Origin of the sequence: Myroides albus (genome assembly GCF_009711045.1) — a bacterium.
GTDB lineage: Bacteria > Bacteroidota > Bacteroidia > Flavobacteriales > Flavobacteriaceae > Flavobacterium > Flavobacterium album_A.
Map to the genome: position 1 here is coordinate 1 of NZ_WMJX01000039.1, position 23,072 is coordinate 23,072.

The following is a 23,072-nucleotide window of genomic DNA, read 5'->3' on the forward strand; positions in this document are numbered from 1 at the left end:
AAATTTAAAAATACTCTAGGTTTATAGGGGTCAAAACAATAACAGAAACTACAACCTTACTAACTATAAGTCTTTATTTCATAGCATTTGCGATTGGAGTAATATTCTGGGGAATTCAAAGTGATTATTTAGGAAGAAGAAAAGCGATGATATATGGATTGCTCACTTATTTTACAGCCTCTATTATCGCATTAATAGCTCCAAACTTTGAGGTTATTCTAATGGCCAGATTCTTAGCCGCTTTTGGAATTGCGGTGGGGTCAGTAGTTACCCAGACCATGATGAGAGATTGTTACACAGGAAAAGATTTAGCTAAAGTTTTTTCAATTATGGGAGTTGCTTTATCAGTTAGCCCTGTAATTGGACTACTCATAGGAGGGTTAACCTCGAAACACTTTGGCTATATGGGAGTATTCTCCCTATTAGCAATACTTTCGATACTATTAGTTAGCAAAGCTTTTGTAAGCTTACCTGAAACAAAACAAAACACAGATAAAGCAACGCTAAAAAACACATTGGAAGTAGCAAAGAGATTGTATAGTGATGCAACAATATGGAAATATGCCTTATTAGTAATGTCATATAATGTTTTACTATTTAGCTACTATTCATTTGCTCCCTTTATTTTTGAAAAGGCAGGCTATGATTCAACAATATACGGATATAGCGGTATAGTCTTAGCTATGGGTTCATTTATAGGAAGCTACATAAACAAAAAGGCAATTGAAAAAGGATATACATCCCTACAAATGATGAAATACGCCTCTATTATAGCTATAGCAAATGCAGGAATACTCTTTAGTATACAGAATACAATGTTCTTCTTATTGCCAATGCTACTCATAGTTGCTTCATTTGGAATTGCAATACCAAATATTTTAAGCCAAGCCTTAGCTAACTATAAAACGTCTATTGGAACTGCTGGTGCGTTATTTGGTCTACTCTATTATTTGCTAATTGGTACAGGATTATATATCAGTAGTATTCTTCCAACATTAGCCATCGTACTTGTATTATTCTCAGTAATAGCAGTGCTAACAACATTTACATTAAAGAAACAATAAGAAAAAGAGGAAGTATTTCCTCTTTTTTGTTTTTATAATACTGGGATTAGAAAACGAAATTCACTCTTTACTCCTTTTAACATATCCCATTCCTCTGGACGCTGGCCAGACTTCTTTAAAGTCATACTGCGTATATAGCTTGTAAGCTTCTCCATCCGCAATAAGGTTAACGTAACAAGAATCAGGAAGGTTACTTTTGATAAACACATCTAATTGGTGCATAATCACCTTTCCTAACCCCTTGCCTTGATGTGTAGGATGAACGCAAATATCAACAACTTGACAATGACAACCGCCATCTCCTACCAGTCGTCCCATCCCGATCACTTTATCATTATCTTCTGTATCGAGGATAACAACACTACACAGTGAGTTTGCCAACCCAATAGTTGCAGCCATCAAAGTTTTTGAAGACAACCCACACACCACTCTCAAATTTATATAATCATTAGCATCGGGAGTTTCATATTCTGCTTTATATCTCATCTCTAATCTATTTACTTGTTATAACAAAGATAGAAGTACCTTTAATATATCACAACAATCAAGAATAAGTTGCTATAATTAAGAGCATTATTTATACAAAAAGAGCATTAAGTAATTCAACCTAATGCTCTTTTAAATTATATTATTGACCTCAATTAAGAATCAGATTTGTCTGTGTCGTGACTCTTTAAACTCAATTGAATTTTTTCTACTGAGTTTCTGTACATTTTCAAAATGACACCTTGATAATCTTCTAAATCAATTGTATCGTTAACTTGGAACTCTTGGTCAGGATAGACCTCACCTAATAACCCCGCTAAAGTATCATAATGTTCACTCTCCTCAAATTTATAAGGAAGCAATCTGTTAATATCGGAGATATTGTAATGGGCTTGTACTAAGTATATACCCTCACCTGTTGTTTCTACTACAGGTTCCTCATTATCGTATTCATCTTGGATTTCACCAACTAATTCTTCCAAGATATCTTCCATTGTAACAATCCCAGTGAACTCTCCTACCTCATTGGTAGCAATAGCCATCTGAAGATGCTTTGCTTGGAATTGTTTAAGCACATTTTTAATCAATGCATTTTCGGAAATATAGATTGGTTCACGAAGTAAAGTTGCAATATCAGCTTTACCAGGATCTGTCATCATCGCTTTCATTAAATCCTTCGTGTAAATAACCCCCTTAATATTATCTAGCGAATCGTCAAATACAGGGTATCTTGAATAACCTTCATTAATGGCGTATTCAATAGCATCTTTTACAGAAGTCTCTATATCAATAGCTGAAACATTCTTTCTTAAAGTTTGAATATTGTTTACTCTCCTATCGTCAAAGTCAAACACATTTTGAATAAGTACTCTCTCTGTTTCCTCAATAGCTCCTCCTTCTTGACTTTCTGTAATAATCATTTTTAGTTCCTCCTCTGTGTGAATATCAGATCCATGAATAGGTGTAATTCCAAACAATCTAAGGATACCATTAGCTAAACCATTCATTAACCAAATAACAGGTCTAAAAACAAAATAGAAAATACGCAGAGGCAAAGCAACAGTAAAAGTTGTTTTTGTCGGAAAGTGAATAGCCATAGATTTAGGCGCTAACTCTCCAAAAACAATATGAAGGATAGTAATAATAGCAAATGCTAAAGGGAAGGAAATACTTTTAGCCAAAGTTGCATACTCTGGTCCAGTCATTCCAACTAATTCAAATACTTTTAAAATGACAGGAGTTAAAGAACTTTCTCCTACCCACCCTAATCCTAAAGAAGCAAGAGTAATTCCTAACTGAGTAGCAGCTAAATAGGCATCTAAATTCCCAACAATGCCTTTTGCAATACCTGCGACTTTAGAATTTAACTCTTGATGAACTTCAATTTGAGAAGTACGAACTTTCACAATAGCAAACTCTGCTGCTACGAAAAAACCGTTTAATAAAACTAAAAAAAGCGTAAGTAACAATTTACTTACAGAAATCTCATTGTCCACAATGCCAGCGCTAGCTAACATTGTGATGATCTGGGGGTATGTATCCATTTTTAAAATTCGAAAAGCCCACTTGTTAATGTCTTTTTAGGGGCCCTAAATAACCTTCTTTAAAGCATAAGCTATTTAGTAAGTCAAATGTAATAATTAATTCTGTATAATGTAAAAAAAGCAATGGCATTTTTTTTCAGATATAGAAGATACAGCCCTAATACAAAAGATTAGAGCTTAAAGTATATTAAATAATTAGCAAAAAAAAACTTATATACTAATTTAATTAGCATATAAGTAATTTCATTACATCGAATCTTTATCGAAATGGAATGGTAAAATATTAATGAGGGAAGGAGAATATCTCACTACTCCCTCTGCTCCCATAAAGAACATTTCTATAGGTTCTTTCTGTTTAGTTTCATATTCTAAAATACTCTGTCTACAAGCACCGCAAGGAGGAATAGGTTGGTCTGTCACTTTCAAATCAGACGATGCAGAAATAGCTAATTTTAATATTCTCTTACCTGGATGGATTGCATTTGCATAAAAAATAGCTGTGCGTTCTGCACATAAACCAGAAGGATAAGCAGCATTTTCTTGATTAGATCCTTGTACAATTGTGCCATCTTCTAAAAGCAAAGCGGCTCCCACTTTAAACTTAGAATACGGAGCGTACGCAGTTTTTCTAATTTCAATGGCTTTCTCCATTAAATTTCTGTCTTGCTCGTTTAACTCTTCTTTCGAATCATACTCCAGAAAAGTTGCTACAATTTCAACCTTTTTCATAAAAATATACTTGACTATATTAGACAAAAAAATCCAAACACAATGAACTTATTGTTGTTTGGATTGTATATACAAATATATCTATTTTTTTTAACCTTTTGGATAAGTTTTTCTACCTAAATCAAAAGTTAATGAAAAACGCAGTGTATTCTCTAAAGGATTATTAACTGATGACGTTGAAAACAAATATGATAAATCTACTGTAACCATATTGTATTTAAAACCTGCTCCTACTGTCGCAAACTGTCGAGCTCCTTTATCTTTACTTTCGTGGAAATAACCAGTTCGAAAAGCAAAGCGGTTATCGTACCAATACTCAGCTCCCATCGACCACATAACTTCTTTCATTTCTTCACTAAATCCATCTGGTGCATCTCCAAATGATTTAAAAACTCCCTTAAACCATCCGATGTCATTATAATCTCGTTTAGCTTCTTCGTCAAAAGCATTACGAGGAGGCGTAGGAACTAATAGTTTACTAACCTCTCCAGTAAGCGTAAGTGTATTATAAGAGTCGATGATAAAATCAAACCCTCCACCTAATTTTAATGTTGCAGGAATAAAAGAACCATTTGGTAAATCATCGTACTCAATCTTTGGTCCCAAATTTTGAATATTAAAACCAGCTCTCCAACGCCCATCAAAATTTGCAAACTGCATCACTCGAGACTCGTAGAAACCAGACACATCAACTGCGAAAGTACTCGCATTTGAATTACCTCCAACTTCATCAGGATATTTTAAATTTGAATTGATAAATCGACCAGCAACAGCCATCGAAAAATTGTCACTTAACTTCAAAGAATAAGAAACATCTATTGCAAATTCGTTAGGTTTACGATTAACTGGCATATCATCCATTTGTTGACGCATCTCAATATCTCCCATACCAAAATAACGCAAACTCGCTCCTACAGCACTTCGTTCATTATACTTATTGTAATATGTTAATTGCCCAAGTGACATTCCACTTGCAATTTTAGACATATAAGGAGTATAACTCATAGAAAAGGCTTGACTTTGTTCTGCAAAAGCATACTTTGCAGGGTTGTGTTGTTGAGAATAAGCATCAACAGAAGTTCCAACCCCCATATCTCCCATACCTGCTGATCGAGCATCGCTATTGATTGTTAAAAAAGGAACTCCGACTACGATTGGTCGGATATCTTGAGCTAACATATATTGACTCACTAAGCCAGCTAACAATATAAATGATATTTTTTTCATACACTTTTTAATAATGAACAGTACAAATATAATTTTTTTTACAAGATTTCAAATATTACTGTTTTCAGAAATCTCTTATTTCTTAATCATTTACTAATATTTTTAGTTTTAATTAACAAAAGACAAATCATTACTCACTTAATTATCACAACATAATAAACTTTAAATCCAATAAGTATAAATTTCTTTGTTTTTTCAACAAAATAATCAAGTAATTGTTAATTTATAAAAAACTAAATCTTTCAAAAACTTTAAATCGCATATTCGCAACTTTTTCTACCAAGTCTACCTTCTAACAAAACATAGAGATTACAGAGAAATGAAGCTTTAAATAAAATCCTTGTAGAAATGTAAATTGATTCTACCCAAAAGTATTAAAAAATCAAACACATTACTTTAAATATTAATATGTCTTACAAATGTAAAGCAATTGTGCAATAAGGCACTAATTAAGATTTTTTTCATATATATTTGCAGTAAAATTGCTAAAGAGTACTTAAAAAATATTTTACCTTTATACAAACAATAGATAACAATTATTATCGTTATATAGCTAATATGTTATAACAACAAACATTTTTAACTTTAAACATTTAAGTTAATCAAAGATATAGCATTGCCAATTAAACGTTAATTAATAAATTGCGTAGAATTTTATGTCCATGATAAATAAGATGAAGATTAATAAACTTTTAAATTTCCAATTATTTGCAAGCTTTCTTTTAGCAGCAAGTTTAACAAGTTGTGGTAATTCCAACAATAATGTATCAACAGCTACTGGGTGGAAAATAAATGATTCTAAAGGTGGGTTTCAATACAATACCAAGTATGTCCAAAAAACTCCCAATGGTATGGTACCCGTAGAAGGGGGAACATTTACAATGGGACGAGTACAAGATGACATCATGGCGGATTGGAACAACAATCCAAAACAAATGTATGTGCAATCTTTTTACATGGATGAAACAGAAACAACTAATATCATGTACAATGAGTATTTATATTGGTTGAGTACGGTTTACCCACAGAACAACGAAATTTATCAAGAGATATATAAAAGCGCACTTCCAGATACGACCGTTTGGAGAAGCCCGTCTGGTTTTAACGAAACACTTATCATGTCTTATTTACGTCACCCTGCTTATGCTAACTACCCTGTCGTTGGGGTTACTTGGCTACAAGCAACGGATTATGCGAAATGGAGAACGGATCGTGTCAATGAATTAAAATTAGAACAAGCTGGCTTCTTAAAAAAAGATGCCAAAGTTAGTGAGGCCTATGGAGATGCACATTTTAGTACTGAAGCGTATTTGCAAAATCCAGAATCTGTTTATGGAGGAAATAGCGATATTGTCTATAAAGGTAAAAACAATAAGTCAGCTGAAGGTGAACGCAACTTATACGCTTCGCAAAACTATGGTTTATTTACTGCTCAATATAGACTTCCAACCGAAGCTGAATGGGAATATGCAGCTATTGGATTAGTTGGAAACAGAGAATACAACAACTATAAAGGCAAAGGCAAATACCCTTGGGATAAAGCTAATAATAAACGAAAAAGAGGCAAACCACAAGTCTTAAATACCAAATATGCTAACTACAAACAAAGTAGAGGTGATTACGGAGGTATTGCGGGTTGGTCAACAGATAATGGAGATATAACAACACCAGTTAAATCATTCCCTGCTAATGACTTTGGACTATACGATATGGCTGGTAACGTTGCCGAATGGGTTGCCGATATATACGATCCTCGCTTGGATCAAGAAGAGGCTGACTTCAATTTCTTCAAGGGCAATGTATACTACAAAAACCAAATTGGACCTGATGGTAAAGTTGTCATAGTGACTGATCAAACAGTTAAATTTGACACCCTCTCAACTGGTAAATTAAGAGTGAGAAATCTTCCAGGACAAGTAGCTCAAGAAGAATTTGATGACTCAACTCTAAAGACAAACCCATACACAGGAATTGTCAATAAAGTTGACCAATTGCCAAAAGCGGATAAAGCTGCAAATTTATATGACACCAAATCACGTGTAATTAAAGGTGGTTCATGGAAAGATAGAGCATATTGGTTAGATCCAGCTACGAGAAGATATTACCCAGAAGATCAAGCTTCTGATTATATCGGTTTCCGTTTAGTAATGACTAAAGTTGGACCTAAATCAACAAAAAGAAAAACGAAAAATTAAGTTTTATTGATATAAGAAAAGCCCTAAATAATTAGGGCTTTTTTTTTACTTTTGTCCTATGGAAATAGCAGAATTATACCAGTGTTTTTTACAATGCGATGGCATTTCTACAGATACGAGAAACGTACATCCTAACTCTTTATTCTTTGCCTTAAAAGGAGAGAAATTTGATGCAAATGAATTTGCTCAAGAAGCACTTACTAAAGGTGCTGCATTTGTGGTAATGGACAATAAGAAGCTTATCACAGATGAAAAGAAAATGCTATACGTCCCAAATGCATTGGGGGCCTTGCAACAATTGGCTAAATACCACAGAAGTCAAATTGGCTTGCCTATTATTGCTCTAACGGGTAGCAATGGAAAAACAACAACAAAAGAACTAATAACAACAGTTCTATCTAAAAAATACAATGTAACAGCAACAAAAGGCAACCTCAACAATCACATTGGCGTACCATTAACCTTATTATCCTTTACAGAAGAAACTGATTTAGGAATCGTTGAAATGGGAGCTAATCACAAAGAAGAAATAGCTTTCCTCTGTGAATTAGTCGATCCTGATTTTGGGTATATTACTAATTTTGGCAAGGCTCATTTAGAAGGTTTTGGCGGTTTCGAAGGAGTGATTAAAGCCAAGAGCGAGCTATATGATTACCTACAAGATTACCACAAAACTGCCTTTGTAAATCTTGATGACCCAAGACAAGATGCAAAAACATTAACCTTTAGTCGATACACTTTTGCTGTAGAGCAAGAGGCTGATGTACATTTTGATGAATACAATGCTCAACCAAATGCGAGTGTTAAGATAAATGGATTGACAATATCTTCAAATCTAACAGGTTTGTATAACACTACTAATATTGCAGCCGCAGTTACTATAGGTCAGTTCTTTAATGTGCCTACTGAAGATATTAAGCAGGCTATTGAAGAATACACCCCCAATAATAACCGTTCACAATGGATTACAATAGGAACATCACAAATTCTTTTAGATGCGTATAATGCAAATCCAAGTAGTATGGAAGTAGCTATAAACAACTTTAAGCAACTAAACTCAAAACAACCTAAAATTCTTATTTTAGGTGATATGTTTGAATTAGGTTCAGATAGTTTGAAAGAACACAATAAGATAGTAGAAGATTTACACAATGAAGGTGTAACAGCATATTTCATAGGGCAAAACTTTTACAAGTGTAAAAACTCAGCTACAGATTCTCTATTCTTTTTCGAGAACTTTGACAATTTCAAGGAATACTCAGCTAAGGAGAAGCAACTTTTCGAAAACTCTTTAGTGCTTATAAAAGGATCAAGGGGTATGGCATTAGAAAGAATCTTAGATATGATCAAATAAAAAAATAAGGCGTTCTTTGTGAACGCCTTATTTTTTTACTCAGAAACTTTCAATCTGGTAACCAAAGGAAAGTGGTCTGAATTATAAAATTCACTATATGTCTTAAACTCTTTTACTTCTATGCGATTATCCACAAATACATAATCTATTCGCATAGGGAAATAATCAAAATCAAAGGTCTTCCCAAAACCGTGTCCTGCCTCGATAAAAGCATCCTTCAGATCTCCTTTTACATTTCTATATACATACGAATAAGCGCTGTTATTCATATCACCACAGATAATCTTGGGATGATTAGCATCGTTCATATGTGATCGAACTAATTCAGATTGTAATTGCTGCTCTGCAAATGCCTTAGACATACGATCAAGATTGCGCTTAGAACTTTTCTCATCCATCATCTCGTGTATATCAGGTTTAATACTGAAAGACTGAAGGTGAATACTATATACTCGAACGGTATCATTCTTTACTAAGATATCAGCAAAGACAACATTGTTATTCGAATTATTAGGTAAGCGAATTTCCCCCTTATCTATAATTCTGTATTTCGAGAATATGGCTTGTCCAGTCTTTATCTTATTTCCATGAGATACGATATAGCGATAAGGATATTGATTAAATTTTAGAGAAGTATTCTTTGAAAATTCTTGTAAACACAAAACATCTGGATCATGTAGATCGATAAACTCTTTAATATTCTCTGGTATACTATCTGATTCAATCCACTTGAACAAATTAAAAAGCCTAACGTTATAGCTCATTAAGGTAAAGTCGCCGCCTTCCCCAGCTGTCGCTTTACCAGAGAACTTATAGAATTTATTAATGAATGTAATTCCCAAAAGCAATATGACAATTGCCAACCACACTTGCTTCTTAAACTGAATTCCCCAATAAAAAACAAAGATGAGATTAACAATTAACAAGCCAGGTAAAAACAACGTAAATACACTTAGAACAGGAAATAACTTAGGAGCTAAAAAAGGCAAGAAATAACCAACCAATGTAATAATTGCCACTATTACATTGATACAAAAAACAACTTTATTAAACCACGAAAGGTTTTTCATATCTTATTCTTTACCTGCTTTGAATAAAAAGCTTTTTTCTTCTTTTGTCAAGCTTTCATATCCCGATTTACTAATCTTGTCTAAGATAGCATCAATTTTTTGTTGAACATCGGCATTCGTATCATTCTTAACTGATTTCTCTTTGTTCTTATTTACGTAAACCTTTTTAAACTTTGTTCCTTGTTTTTTTCGAAAAAGGTTAACCACATTATCAAATATAGCACTTAAATCTGTACCCCTTTTCAACATAATTGCATATACAGCACCTATACCAGCTCCACCTAAATGTGCCAAATGCCCTCCAACATTACTACTACCCATGAGTTGCAAAACATCTATTAGAACAATAAAGGCCGCTATATACCAAATTTTCACTGTCCCTATCAGCAATAATCTAACCTCCATATGAGGATTAAATGTAACTAAAGCTAACAAGGGAGCAATAATAGCTGCTGAAGCACCAACTAAGACGTTTCCAGCATGTACAAATATTAATCCAAATAAGCAGAAGAACAGTCCTCCGACTAAAGCACCTAATAAATAGGTAGTTACAAATTGTTTTTGACTAAAAAAAGTAGCGAACAATTGATTTACAAAATACAATAAAATCATATTCAGTATCAAATGTACAATTCCTGCATGTATAAAAGAATAAGTAAGTAATGTCCAAGGCTTAAAAAGTAGGCCTTTGACATCATCAGTCAATACAAACCAATAAAATACTTTGTTATATACTTCAGGAAACAGACCTTGAAATACAAAAAACACAAGAGAAACACCAATATTCCAGAAGATTAACTTCTGGGCTATTCCTCCCTTCTTATAACTATTCTTTAAGTCATCTAACACATTTGCCATTATCTATCCCAACGATTCTTATTAAATTGTGTATTCCTCCAATAAATCATCAGCAAATATCCCATTAAAGCACCTCCGATATGAGCAAAATGAGCTATTCCTCCTCCTCCTCCAAAAAGGCTAAATCCGCCTGCAACACCACCGTATAAGTCTAAAAGTAATATTCCTGGAACAAAATACTTCGCTTTCACAGGCACAGGTACGAACATCATCATCAATTCAGCATTGGGAAACATAAATGCAAAAGCAACTAACAAACCATAAATGGCACCTGACGCTCCTACAACAGGCGTATTATAAGCAGATAAAAGATTAATCAATTCATTCCTACCTAATACTGACTCCCAGCTAATACCAACCTTTCCTTCATACAGTAAACCGACTATTTCACTTCTATCAAGTCCCGCATCAACTAAAGCTGAGATACCTGATTGAACTGTATAATAATTTACACCAGTGTGCAAAGCTGCAGCACCTAAACCACATAACAAATAAAAAAGCAAGAATTTCTTACCTCCCCATATCGCCTCCAATGTTGTACCAAACGAAAATAAAGCAAACATATTAAAGAAAATATGCATGACACTACCGTGCATAAACATATGCGAAATAGGTTGCCAAATGTAAAACTTAGAGCTTTCAAAAAAATACATTGGCAATATTTGATTCATCGCTGGAACCACTAAGTTCGCTGCAACGAAAAAAATGATATTAATTATAAGTAAGTGCTTTACTGTATCTGTAATTCTCATCATAAACTAAATTTTTTTTCAATATCTTCTACTTTCATAGTAATAAAAGTAGGTTTTCTAAATGGTGAAACATCGGGTTCTTTGCAAGCAAACAATGTATTCACAATATTCTCTTGTTCTTCTTCTGTTAATGTTGTTCCTGTTTTCACAGCCAAACTGTGTGCCAAAGATTTTGCTATGCGATCTCCTTGACTAAATTTCGTCTGTGGAATACCTTCATTAAAATCAGTAATCAAGTCTTCCAAGACAATTGATGCTTCACTTTCCGCTACATTAACTGGTAAACCAGAAATCACTACAAAGTCACTTCCCATTTCTTCAAATCCAAAACCAGTTTGTTTCAACAAATCTTGTAATTCTTTCAAAATAGCAACTTCATAAGGCGTATAATAAAGCGTCAAAGGAAATAGCAATTGCTGCGTAGCCGCACGGTGATCTGTGATATCACTTAAAAACTTCTCGTATAATATTCGCTGATGTGCTCTTCCTTGATCGATGACTACTAATCCCGATTTGATAGGACTTACAATATACTTGCGATTGATTTGAAACGTACGCGAAGTAGAACTTGTTTCTTTGCTTTTATCGAACAAAGTAGACTCAACAACTTCAGTCTCAAAGTGTAAATTAGATACATCTAAGTCCTTTCCTTCAGAGTACAACCCCTCGTAAAAACTATTCCATTCCTTACCACTTCCCTTTGCATTTCGGTTATCTTCTTTTCTCGTACCTGCAGTAGATCGAGATTTAGCAAAGTTGACATCATTACCTTTTGAAGCAATATAACCAGTATCCGTAGTACTTTTCTCGAAATCAATATGGTTATTGTAGTCATCGTGTAGTGAAAACTCGTCATTGCTCTTAGATCCGAAAGTCATGGTATCAGATGCAAACTCCTTGCTCTCTAAAATAATTTCCCCTGTATCTAAATCAACGTACTCTTGTTGTTCTTCATCCTCCAATGCTGTCATTTTTGACTCGATAACACCTGAATCACTATCAGACTCCTCTTGCATAAATGGATTCTCAAACGGATTATATTCAAACTTATCTGATTCTCCATACTCATTTCTCGAAAATGGATTAAAGTTTCTATCCACTTCTATCGTTGGAGTAGAAGCTTCTGTTCCTTCATAGTCATAAGGCGTATCAAAAGTAGAATCTCTTTGAAAATCCAACACAGGAGCGACATTAAACTGTCCCAAGCTATGCTTGATAGTAGATCTCAAAATACTATATAAAGCTTGCTCGTCATCAAACTTAACTTCCGTTTTGGTAGGATGAATATTAATATCTATAGAATCCGTAGGAACTTTTAAATAGATAAAATAAGTAGGATGTGTACCTTCTTTCAGCAATCCTTCATAAGCGGCTAATACAGCGTGGTGAAGATAACCACTCTTTACAAATCGATCATTGACAAAAAAGAACTGCTCTCCCCTACTTTTCTTAGCAAACTCAGGTTTTCCAACAAATCCACTTATTTCAACAATCTCAGTAGCTTCTTTAATAGGGACTAACTTTTCATTCGTTCTACTACCAAAAACGCTAACTATACGCTGACGCAAATTAGCAGGGGGCAGATTGTAAACTTCATTTCCGTTGTGAATTAGCACAAAGTGAATATCACTGTGCACTAAGACAATGCGCTCAAATTCATCTACAATATTTCTAAACTCAACGTTTGTTGACTTCAAAAAGTTGCGACGAGCTGGAATATTAAAAAATAAGTTTTTTACAGAAAAAGATGTTCCTACAGGTGTAACCGCAACCTCTTGCGAAACAAGTTTGGTTCCTTCAATAACAATATGAGTTCCCAATTCTGCATCAACTGCCCTTGTTTTCAACTCAACATGAGCAATAGCCGCAATAGAAGCTAATGCCTCACCTCTAAAGCCTTTTGTTCTCAATGCAAACAAATCTTCAGCAGATGAAATTTTAGAAGTTGCATGTCGTTCAAATGCCATTCGAGCATCTGTATCAGACATTCCCTTTCCATTGTCAATAACCTGTATAAGTGTCTTACCAGCTTCCTTTAATACTAATTTTATTTCTGTCGCACCCGCATCTACCGAATTTTCAACCAATTCTTTCACAACAGAAGCTGGTCGCTGAACGACTTCCCCTGCTGCAATTTGGTTAGCTACGTGGTCTGGCAGTAATCTAATTATATTTGACATCTACTTTTATTAGGTTCTTTTAGTTTGTTTAGTTGTGATTTTAAAAAAAAATCGAAACACAAATTTAATAAATTAAACTCCGAAAGCTATTTTAGAAATAGTTAATTATTTAAAATAAAAAAACCTGCAATTAGATTTATAATTGCAGGTTTTTAACTTTATACTATTTGTATTCTTAATACTTCCTATTTAATTCAATCATCTTTAATGCAGCTACTGCGGCTTCTGTACCTTTGTTTCCATGTACTCCACCACTACGTGCTAATGATTGCTCCATATTGTTATCTGTTAAAACACAAAACAATACTGGAATTTCAGCCATCAAGTTTAGGTCTTTGATTCCATGAGTAACACCTTCGCATACAAACTCGAAATGCATTGTCTCTCCTTTAATCACACAACCAATCACTATAACAGCATCTAAATCTTCAAAAGACTCTATCATTTTCTTTGCTCCATATACAAGCTCAAAGCTTCCTGGAACATTCCATCTGATAATATTTTCTGGCAGTACTCCACAATCTTTCAATGCGTATTCTGCACCAGAAAAAAGTCCATTTGTCACGGTATCATTCCACTCTGAGACTACGATACCTACTTTAAAATCTTTGCCATTTGGCAAAGTAGATTTATCGTATTCAGAAAGGTTTTTATTTGCTGTTGCCATTTTCTAATTATTGAGCCATCCCAATCATTGCATCAACCATCATTGATTCAGGTGATCCTAAATAATTGTTTTTAATTTCAGTAAACATTTTTAAAGCTTCCTCTTTTTGTCCTAATTCTAAAGCTACAATTCCAGCTTTATTTAGAAAACGCGGAGAAGTTAAATCATTATTACTTGCCGCTACAGCTTTTTTATAGTAGTCTAATGCATCCTCTTTTTGTCCTAATTCAGAAAAAGCATCTCCAATTGCTCCAATTGCTAAAGCATTGATCAACGCATCTTTTGATTTAAAATTGTTCAAATGATTAATTGCATCTTGAAACTTCCCTTGTTGTAAATATGCAATACCTGCATAATACTCTGCTAAATTAGCAGCATCAGTCCCCTTGTGATTCTCAATAATTCCTAAAGCACCAAGCTTTCCTTCTCCACCATTTAAGGTTAAATCAAAGTTCTTATCTTTTTCACCTGGATTACTTAACGCCTCTACATAATAACTTTGAGCTTGAGTTAATTGCTCAGCTGCTTCATCATTCTTAGGCTCTACAACAAACTTGTCATATCCTACGTATCCTAACGTGATTAAAGCAACAGCTCCTACCACACCAAAAATAGCTTTCGAGTTACGAGCCACCCAACCTTCTACACGGTTAGCACTTTTATCTAAAGAATTAAATACTTCAGCGGTTGCACTATTTCCAGCATCTGCTTTTCCATATTGGTCAAATTCGCTATCTGTCGCTTCGTCTTTTGGTTTTGGGGCTTTATAACCTCTTTTATTATAAGTTGCCATGTATACAATAGTTTAATAAGAGGCAAAAATAGGATTTTTATTGTAATATAAAAGTGCTTTCTATCTATATTTTTGATAATTTGCACCAAATTTTAATAAAGACCGTTATAAAACGTTAAAATTGCTGATAACCGCGTGTATTTAAAAAGAATAAACATCCTAAACTTCAAAAATATTTCTGATAAATCCTTTGATTTTCATCAAAGAATAAACTGTTTTGTCGGATTTAACGGTGTTGGTAAAACCAATATCTTAGATGCAATATACTATATGGCTTATGGAAAGAGTTACTTTAACCCAGTAGCCTTGCAGAACATTAAGCACAATACTGACTTTTTTGTCATTGATGGAACCTTTTCACTACAAGATAAGGATGAACACATTGTATGCAGTCTAAAAAAAGGACAAAAAAAGATACTAAAACGAAATGGTAAAAACTACGATCGCTTCTCTGATCACTTTGGGCTGATCCCTTTAGTAATTATCTCTCCTTCTGATGCTGATTTAATCATAGAAGGCAGCGAAACCCGCAGAAAATTTATAGACAGCGTCATTTCTCAAATGGACAATAGCTATCTCCAACAATTGATTCAATATCAAAAACTTATTTCTCAAAGAAATGCGCTACTGAAAAACTTTGCACAAAACAATTACTTTGATCCAGCGACAATAGAAATATACAACGAACAGATAGAATTACTTGCACAACCCATTTTCGAAAAGAGAAAGTCTTTCTTAGAGGGGTTTGTACCTATATTCAATAAATACCATCAACTCATTACAGACAATCACGATGACGTTGATCTAAAATACGATTCTCAATTGCACGACAAGACAATGTCTGAACTTTTCAAAGAGTTTTTGCCGAAAGATCGCGCAGTACAATATACCTCAGTTGGTATACACAAAGACGATTTGCTCTTTGAACTCAGCGGACATCCAATCAAAAAATTTGGTTCGCAAGGACAGCAAAAGTCATTTCTAATTGCCCTTAAACTCGCTCAATTTGACTTTATCAAAAAACAGAAGGGAATTGCTCCTATCTTGTTATTTGATGATATATTTGACAAACTTGACGAAAACAGAGTTCGCAAAATATTGGAACTTGTAAACTTGGACACATTCGGACAAATATTCATCTCTGATACACATGTTGAACGAACTGAGAGTTTACTAAATAGCATACATCAAGAATTTGAAATTTTCAAAATACAAGAAGACAACAATTTCAATTAGACAACTTATGAAAATATCACAAAATATATCTCTTAAACCTTACAATACTTTTGGATTAGATGTACGAGCAAAATACTTTGTTGAAATAGAAAGTTTAAGCACATTAAAAGAAATCCTGAAGGGCAATTCACCTGACAAACTATTTATCCTGGGAGGTGGGAGCAATATGCTCTTAACTCAAGATATCAACAAAACTGTCGTAAAGATTAACTTAAAGGGAATTGAGGTTGTAAAAGAAGATGACGATTGTGTTTGGGTTCAAGCACAAGCTGGTGAAAATTGGCATGAATTTGTTCTTTGGTGTATAGAAAGAGGGTATGGCGGTATAGAAAATCTATCTTTAATCCCCGGAAACGTGGGGACGACACCTATTCAAAATATCGGTGCATATGGTGTTGAAGTGAAAGATGTATTAGAATCGTGTACAGGATTAAGTATATCCACGCAAGAACAAAGAGTATTTGACAATGCTGCTTGTAAATTTGATTATAGGGAAAGTGTCTTTAAAAATGAATTAAAAAATCAATATGTAATCACTTCTGTTGTTTTTAAATTAACTAAGAAAAATCACATCTTAAAGACTGGTTACGGATCGATACAGCAAGAACTTGATAAAAATGGTATTACTACTCCTACTATTCAAGATATAAGCAATATGGTGATCGCTATTCGCCAAAGCAAATTACCTGATCCAAAAGAAATTGGAAACAGTGGTAGTTTCTTTAAAAACCCGATTATCCCAGTTGAACAATATAATGCCTTACACGCCAAATATCCAACTATGCCAAGTTATACAATCAACGATCAATTTGTAAAAGTGCCCGCTGGTTGGTTAATAGAGCAGACTGGTTTTAAAGGCTATAGACTTGGCGATGCTGGAGTACACGAAAAGCAAGCACTTGTTTTGGTTAATTATGGACAAGCACAAGGTAGTCAAATAGAAAAATTAGCTCATTCTATCCAAAAACAAGTGCAACAGATATTTGGTATTTCAATTGACGCAGAAGTAAACATCTTCTGATTTAAAAAAATTATAATCTAAAGGATAAATTGTACATTTGTTTCCTTAAAAAAGAAATTACTTAATCACATGCTAACATTATTATTTTATTGTTTTATTGCTATAACAGTTATAGAATTAATCTATTATTTTGCCATCAATAGTAATGTTGCATTTCACTCTACTTTAAAAGATAAAAAATCGCATATATCTGAACCTGTTTCTGTAATTGTCTACGTGAAGAATCAGGAACAAAAACTACCAGAGTTCCTCGAACTTTTAAAGGCACAGGATTTCAGCCCTGGCTATGAGATTATTTTAGTCAACAACGCATCCGAAGATGAAAGCTTGGAGATTTTAGAAGACTTTGCGCTCAAAAACGCTAATGCCAAACTGGTAGATGTTGTAAACAATGAAACTTTTTGGGGCAACAAAAAATACGCCCTTACCTTAGGTATTAAAGTTGCTAAATTTGAACATTTGCTATTTGTTGAACCGGCAGCTTGCCCAATGACTCCAAACTGGATTTTTTCTATGAGTCGAGGCTTGAGTACGCAAAAAAATCTAGTAATCGGATTTACGCAAATAGCAAACAAAAGACGTTCGTTTATCAATAAATTGATACGCTACCAAAATGTCCAAAAAACAACAAACTTGTTCTCGTGGAGTGGTGCGGGAAAACCACTATATGGAAATGCCTATAACCAAGCGTACAACAAATCATTGTTCTATAAAGTAAATGGCTTTATCAGCCATATGAAAATTCCCTTTAGCGATGAATATACATTCATTAATCAAATCGGAACAAGTACGAATACTTCAGTAAGTTTTTCGCCTGATAGCTTTACTATAATTGAAAGCAAAAACACTATTTCTGAATGGAAAAATGCGATTAAGAAACAGGATTTACTCCTGCGTAAACTTTCCGTTTGGGCACAGTTAAAAATAAGGTTCTTCAATCTAAACAAACTCTTATTTTACATTGCATTCACGCTATTGATTAGCTTCTTATATCAATGGGAAATCGTATTAGGAGTATTCCTTTTTCGCTGTATTATCGCCCATATATTCAGCGGAAAGACATTTAGTAAATTTGGCACAAAAGAATTAGTGTGGACACTGCCTTTGTTAGAAATTATTCATATTTTTATAAGTACATATTATAGTTTCACACATTTTATCACGCGACAAAAAATTGAAAAAAAGTATTACTGATTATATTGAATTAGCTCGTAAAGGAGACCAAAGTGCTTTCACCTTTCTGTTGAATCATTATTGGAGCGAGGTGTATTTGTTTATGGTTAAGAGAATCAATAATGAAACAGATGCTGAAGATGTAACCATTGAAACTTTTTCTAAAGCTTTTAGCAATATTAGTTCTTATAAAGATACCTATGCCTTCAATACTTGGCTGATTACTATTGCAAAGAATGTACACATAGACCTTATCCGCAAGAGAAAGAACCTTTCTTTCTTAGACATGAATGACGAAAACAACTCTACTTATAACAATATTGTAGATGACTCAAATAATATTGAAGACGATATTATTCAAGAACAGAACTTAAAAATATTTAAGAGTTATATCAAACTACTAAAACCTCACTATCAAGAGGTAATAGAACTTCGGTATTTTCAGGAACTCTCTTACAATGAAATTGCTGAAATACTGGACGAACCATTAAACAATGTCAAGGTAAAGATCATGCGGGCAAAGAAACTTCTCGCAGAAATTATAGTCAAACAGATTGACCAAAACTTTAACCTATAATGGAAATAATATAATACAAAGCTTCCTATACAAAAGAAGCTTTGTTCGTTTAAAACCTCTTTACAAGTGAATACCTTTCGGTTGGATACATTTCATGCCCCTATATACTCAAATAAAGTGAAACAATGGCTATTTCAAATTTAGCTACAGTTTTACAGCACAGTTTACAAATCAACGGGAATCATTGCAAGTTCACTTCTACAACAACTTATGCCCATTTCTTACAGTTACCATAATCACGAAGCAACAATTATCACTTGGCAATTTCAAAATCACACAGATTCGACATGATTTCGACAAAAAAAGCAAATAGGATTGCTGCTTCTAAAAGACGATTAAACACTTATATTACTCCCAAAATTGTCAAGTTATCTATCGCAAGAATCGCGGAAAATAAAGGTGAAGTTGAGCAGCTTTCAAAAGTACATTGACATACTTTATGGATGGGCTTCGCTTGCACTTCCTTGGGGGTTACTTGCACTTTTCTTGGGGTTTCCTTGCCAAAAGTGCGGTTTTCTCGAAGAAAGGTGCAAGAAACCCCTTATCAAAACCGAAAAAAACTATACGTGAGTTTTCGAAAAACACGTAGGAACATTATGTTCTCGATACACCTATCTCTAAAATAGATTTTAGAATGTTTGTTCTTCCATTTTATCATATACTTTTAGTCAATTTCACACTTCATTAAAAAACAACAAATTCACCTGAGTTCTATTTTTTGAACAGATGTGTAGAGAAAGCGTATATTCAATTCTTAAAGTCAATAAGAATAGAGTTCACTCACTCATGCTATTAGATGATAAGATATTATTAAAACAATGAGATAAATCAAAGATTTTGTATCCAATAAGACCTAAAACAAACAGCGTTTATACTCATTACAATTCATCACTTTATCACTAAAAACGAACTATTGGATTGAGTTAAACTCACCTTAAATCAACATTTCATCCCTGCTATTCCCTACAAACTCGCAAGACAACCTAAATAAACATATCATACCTTATCGTACTGAAAAAGAACAATTATATAATTTTTTCTATCTTTAAGTAATAAACTGATAATTATCATTATAAAAGACAAGTTTGTCCTTTATCTTTGATGTAGAAAATAGATACTAACAAACAGTCATATGAACACAAAAACACAATCACTAAAAAACAAACTTGGAGTAATGTTATTAGCTTTAGGTTTACTTACACTTGGAAGCTGTCAAAACAAAGACGCGAAACCGACAAAAATGACCGCTGACATGGCAGAGAAAATTGTTGTAAAAGGCGAAGCTCAAGCAGAATTAACTCCCCCTCCTTTTGTCCCAAAACCAGTTGGCAAAAGAGAAGCGACAAAATTATTCGTCAATTTAGAAATCCTTGAACAAGAGGGCGAAATGGTTGATGGAGTAAAATATATGTATTGGACATTTGGAGGTACAGTACCAGGAAGTTTTATCCGTACACGTGTAGGAGATGAAATAGAGTTTACGTTAAAAAATCACCCGGACAACAAATTACCTCACAATATTGATATGCACGCCGTAACAGGTCCTGGAGGAGGAGCAGCCTCATCATTAGTTGCGCCGGGGCATGAAGTAACCTTCTCGTTTAAGACGCTTCAGCCAGGTATCTATGTATACCACTGTGCTACAGCTCCAGTAGGTATGCACATTGCCAACGGGATGTACGGATTAATTTTAGTAGAACCTGAAGGAGGACTTCCTCCTGTCGATAAAGAGTACTACATCATGCAAGGTGATTTCTATACAAAAGGAAATTACGGAGAAAAAGGGATGCAACCCTTTGACATGAATAAAGCATTAAAAGAAGATGCTGACTATGTAGTATTCAATGGTCATGTGAATGGACTAGTCAACGAAAACGCTATCACAGCCAAAGTAGGAGAAACTATTCGACTATTTGTTGGAAATGGTGGGCCTAACTTAGTGAGTTCATTCCACGTTATTGGAGAAATTTTCGACAGAGTACACGTAGAAGGTGGAGATTTGGTAAACGAAAATGTACAAACTACACTTATACCTGCTGGTGGAGCAGCTATGGTCGAATTCAAAGTAAATACCCCTGGTACCTTTGTGATTGTGGATCACTCCATCTTTAGAGCCTTTAACAAAGGTGCTCTTGGAATGTTGAAAGTAGAAGGAGATGAAAATGAAAAAGTATTTGCTGGTAAGATAAAAGAGGGAATCTACTTACCTGAAGGAGGTACAATACAAAACATGCCAAAAACAGAAACTAAAAAAGTAGTAATAGAGGATAAAACTTTAGCACAACAAATTGCAGATGGTAAGAGCGTATTTACCAGAACATGCTTTGCATGTCACCAATCTGAAGGCCAAGGTATTGAAGGAATTTTCCCTCCATTAGCGAAATCAGATTACTTAAATGCAGATGTAAACAGAGCAATTAAAACCGTAATTAATGGTCTTCAAGGGGAAATCACTGTAAACAATGTGAAGTATAACTCTATCATGACCAGTCAAAACCTAAATGACCAAGAAATTGCGGATGTATTGACTTATGTATACAACAGTTGGGGTAATAACAAAACTGTAGTGAGCCCGCAAATGGTACAAAAAAATAGATAATATGTTTTTTCTTGACAAATCAAATATAATTGTATGTCTTCTAAGCCTACTAACATGGAATGCTATCTACGCTCAGAAAGAAACAACAATGCTGACTATCAAAAGTGGAGCTTTTGTTCCACTTTATGGTAGTACAGAAGAAGGAGATGTCAAAGTCGATGCCTTCAAAATAGATCAATATGCAGTGACCAACGAACAGTTTGTTGCGTTTCTAAAAGAAAATCCTACATACAAACGTTCAGAAATAAAAGCTTTGTTTGCAGACAAGAGCTATTTATCACATTGGATAGGAGATTTAGATTATGGAGATTTAAATCCCAATGCTCCAGTCACCAATGTATCATGGTTTGCTGCAAAAAAATACTGTGAAGTACAAGGTAAGCGATTGCCTACTATGGATGAATGGGAGTATGTAGCTATGGCAGACGCAAAGAATATGGATGCCAGAGAAAAAGAGGATTACAACAAATTTATCTTAGCTTGGTACGAAGCACCTAAAACATATGTAAATCCAGTGGGAAGTACATTCAAAAATTACTGGGGTGTTTACGATATGCACGGATTAATTTGGGAATGGGTATCTGACTTTAACTCTGTTTTTCTTTCAGGAGAAAGCCGAAAAGACAAGGGCAATGACGAAAACTTATTCTGTGGTAGTGCTTCTATTAATGCTTCTGACCTGATGGACTACGCTGCTTTTATGCGCTATGGATTCAGAGGAAGCTTAAAAGCTAAGTTCACGACTAAAAACCTTGGTTTTAGATGTGCTCAAAACTTATAAATAGTTTATTATGAAAAAAAATATCATAGCGTTATCTCTATGTTTCTCATTGCTCATGATGGGGTGTAAAGATGTAAAAACAAATGACGCTCAAGTAATAGATAACAAAGAAGTATCTTCTACTCAAGAGATATCTGACTTATCGATCTATAACCTACCATCGACTTGGACAACCCAAGACGGCAAAGACATTGAACTAAAAGATTTACAAGGCAATGTCTTGGTTATGGTGATGATCTACACTTCTTGTAAAGCTGCTTGTCCTCGATTAGTAGCCGATATGAGAAATATAGAAGAAAGAGTAAAAGGCAAAAATCTCGATAAAGTAAAATACGTATTGGTAAGTATAGACCCAGAGGTAGATACGCCAGAGCGTCTTAAAGAGTTTGCTAAAGAGAACTTAATGGATGGCCCACAATGGGTATTCTTGCGTTCTACAGAAGAAAACACACGTGAATTTGCCGCTACTTTAGCCGTGAATTACAAAAAGATTTCTCCGATAGACTTCTCTCACTCTAATATCATTAGCGTATTCAATACTAAAGGAGAATTGGACTATCAACAAGAGGGACTTGGTATAGACTACGCCCCTACTGTAAAAGAAATAGAAAAACAATTAGCCCAAATAAAGTAAAAGATTCGTTTTTATTTTTGAAATATACTGCTTTGCTTCCATACTGAAGTTGAGCAGTATTTTTGTTTTAATTCACCTTGTTAAACTTGACAACAAAATAAACCACTATGGACTGAAAGTCCATAGTTTGTT

20 protein-coding genes are annotated in these 23,072 nt (G+C 34.2%); 10 read left to right on the forward strand and 10 right to left on the reverse strand.

All coding sequences use genetic code 11. The annotated features are described in order from the left end of the window. The first annotated feature begins 38 nt into the window (after window positions 1-38). Complete coding sequence (locus GJV76_RS12895; RefSeq protein WP_317162602.1) at window positions 39-1,064, forward strand: MFS transporter; 1,026 nt, start codon at window positions 39-41, stop codon at window positions 1,062-1,064. Between the two features lie 60 nt (window positions 1,065-1,124). Here the strand turns inward: GJV76_RS12895 and GJV76_RS12900 are convergent, their stop codons facing one another. The 4 genes from GJV76_RS12900 to porV all read right to left on the reverse strand — a co-directional run bounded on the left by GJV76_RS12900 (window position 1,125) and on the right by porV (window position 5,050). Then, a complete protein-coding gene (locus tag GJV76_RS12900; RefSeq protein ID WP_155093025.1) occupies window positions 1,125-1,550 on the reverse strand; it encodes a GNAT family N-acetyltransferase in 426 nt (141 codons plus the stop codon). Window positions 1,551-1,705: 155 nt separating this feature from the next. Continuing rightward, window positions 1,706-3,094 (reverse strand): hemolysin family protein, encoded by a 1,389-nt coding sequence (locus GJV76_RS12905; protein WP_155093026.1) that lies wholly within the window; start codon window positions 3,092-3,094, stop codon window positions 1,706-1,708. 246 nt (window positions 3,095-3,340) lie between these two features. After that, window positions 3,341-3,823 (reverse strand): cytidine deaminase, encoded by a 483-nt coding sequence (locus GJV76_RS12910; RefSeq protein WP_155093027.1) that lies wholly within the window; start codon window positions 3,821-3,823, stop codon window positions 3,341-3,343. Between the two features lie 90 nt (window positions 3,824-3,913). Then, window positions 3,914-5,050, reverse strand: a complete 1,137-nt coding sequence (porV, locus tag GJV76_RS12915; protein ID WP_155093028.1) for a type IX secretion system outer membrane channel protein PorV — start codon at window positions 5,048-5,050, stop codon at window positions 3,914-3,916. 674 nt (window positions 5,051-5,724) lie between these two features. Here porV and gldJ point away from each other — a divergent pair. Together gldJ and GJV76_RS12925 are read left to right on the forward strand one after the other, a co-directional pair. Next, window positions 5,725-7,245 carry a gliding motility lipoprotein GldJ gene (gene gldJ, locus GJV76_RS12920; protein WP_155093029.1) on the forward strand — a complete coding sequence of 507 codons (1,521 nt, stop codon included), beginning with the start codon at window positions 5,725-5,727 and terminating at the stop codon, window positions 7,243-7,245. A gap of 58 nt (window positions 7,246-7,303) precedes the next feature. After that, window positions 7,304-8,599, forward strand: coding sequence for a UDP-N-acetylmuramoyl-tripeptide--D-alanyl-D-alanine ligase (locus GJV76_RS12925; RefSeq protein WP_155093030.1), 1,296 nt, complete (start codon window positions 7,304-7,306; stop codon window positions 8,597-8,599). Between the two features lie 35 nt (window positions 8,600-8,634). Here the strand turns inward: GJV76_RS12925 and GJV76_RS12930 are convergent, their stop codons facing one another. The 6 genes from GJV76_RS12930 to GJV76_RS12955 form a co-directional block, all read right to left on the reverse strand. Continuing rightward, window positions 8,635-9,669: an endonuclease/exonuclease/phosphatase family protein gene (locus tag GJV76_RS12930; protein ID WP_155093031.1), complete on the reverse strand. Its 1,035-nt coding sequence runs from the start codon at window positions 9,667-9,669 to the stop codon at window positions 8,635-8,637. A gap of 3 nt (window positions 9,670-9,672) precedes the next feature. Continuing rightward, complete coding sequence (locus GJV76_RS12935) at window positions 9,673-10,527, reverse strand: rhomboid family intramembrane serine protease (protein WP_155093032.1); 855 nt, start codon at window positions 10,525-10,527, stop codon at window positions 9,673-9,675. After that, complete coding sequence (locus GJV76_RS12940) at window positions 10,527-11,279, reverse strand: rhomboid family intramembrane serine protease (protein WP_155093042.1); 753 nt, start codon at window positions 11,277-11,279, stop codon at window positions 10,527-10,529. Before GJV76_RS12940 ends, GJV76_RS12935 begins: the two co-directional genes overlap by 1 nt. Beyond that, complete coding sequence (gene mutL, locus GJV76_RS12945) at window positions 11,279-13,459, reverse strand: DNA mismatch repair endonuclease MutL (protein WP_155093033.1); 2,181 nt, start codon at window positions 13,457-13,459, stop codon at window positions 11,279-11,281. Before mutL ends, GJV76_RS12940 begins: the two co-directional genes overlap by 1 nt. A gap of 175 nt (window positions 13,460-13,634) precedes the next feature. Continuing rightward, window positions 13,635-14,126, reverse strand: coding sequence for a 6,7-dimethyl-8-ribityllumazine synthase (ribH, locus tag GJV76_RS12950; protein WP_155093034.1), 492 nt, complete (start codon window positions 14,124-14,126; stop codon window positions 13,635-13,637). A gap of 7 nt (window positions 14,127-14,133) precedes the next feature. Then, entirely contained in the window at window positions 14,134-14,919 is a 786-nt protein-coding gene (locus GJV76_RS12955; RefSeq protein WP_155093035.1) for a tetratricopeptide repeat protein, read from the reverse strand. Between the two features lie 135 nt (window positions 14,920-15,054). Between GJV76_RS12955 and recF the strand changes: the two genes are divergently transcribed. The 7 genes from recF (at window position 15,055) to GJV76_RS12990 (ending at window position 22,940) form a co-directional block, all read left to right on the forward strand. Next, the gene (gene recF, locus GJV76_RS12960) at window positions 15,055-16,155 is read left to right on the forward strand and encodes a DNA replication/repair protein RecF (protein ID WP_258204621.1); all 1,101 of its coding nucleotides are present in this window, start codon (window positions 15,055-15,057) and stop codon (window positions 16,153-16,155) included. Between the two features lie 7 nt (window positions 16,156-16,162). Further along, the gene (gene murB / locus GJV76_RS12965) at window positions 16,163-17,176 is read left to right on the forward strand and encodes a UDP-N-acetylmuramate dehydrogenase (protein ID WP_155093036.1); all 1,014 of its coding nucleotides are present in this window, start codon (window positions 16,163-16,165) and stop codon (window positions 17,174-17,176) included. Between the two features lie 69 nt (window positions 17,177-17,245). Beyond that, window positions 17,246-18,370, forward strand: coding sequence for a glycosyltransferase (locus tag GJV76_RS12970; protein ID WP_155093037.1), 1,125 nt, complete (start codon window positions 17,246-17,248; stop codon window positions 18,368-18,370). Further along, a complete protein-coding gene (locus GJV76_RS12975; protein WP_155093038.1) occupies window positions 18,351-18,926 on the forward strand; it encodes an RNA polymerase sigma factor in 576 nt (191 codons plus the stop codon). The genes GJV76_RS12970 and GJV76_RS12975 overlap by 20 nt, the downstream gene beginning before the upstream one ends. A gap of 1,132 nt (window positions 18,927-20,058) precedes the next feature. Next, window positions 20,059-21,525 (forward strand): copper-containing nitrite reductase, encoded by a 1,467-nt coding sequence (gene nirK, locus GJV76_RS12980; RefSeq protein ID WP_155093039.1) that lies wholly within the window; start codon window positions 20,059-20,061, stop codon window positions 21,523-21,525. Window position 21,526: 1 nt separating this feature from the next. Then, complete coding sequence (locus GJV76_RS12985) at window positions 21,527-22,306, forward strand: formylglycine-generating enzyme family protein (RefSeq protein WP_155093040.1); 780 nt, start codon at window positions 21,527-21,529, stop codon at window positions 22,304-22,306. Window positions 22,307-22,316: 10 nt separating this feature from the next. Next, on the forward strand, window positions 22,317-22,940 hold the full coding sequence (locus GJV76_RS12990) for an SCO family protein (RefSeq protein ID WP_155093041.1): 624 nt from the start codon (window positions 22,317-22,319) through the stop codon (window positions 22,938-22,940). Window positions 22,941-23,072 lie beyond the last annotated feature (132 nt).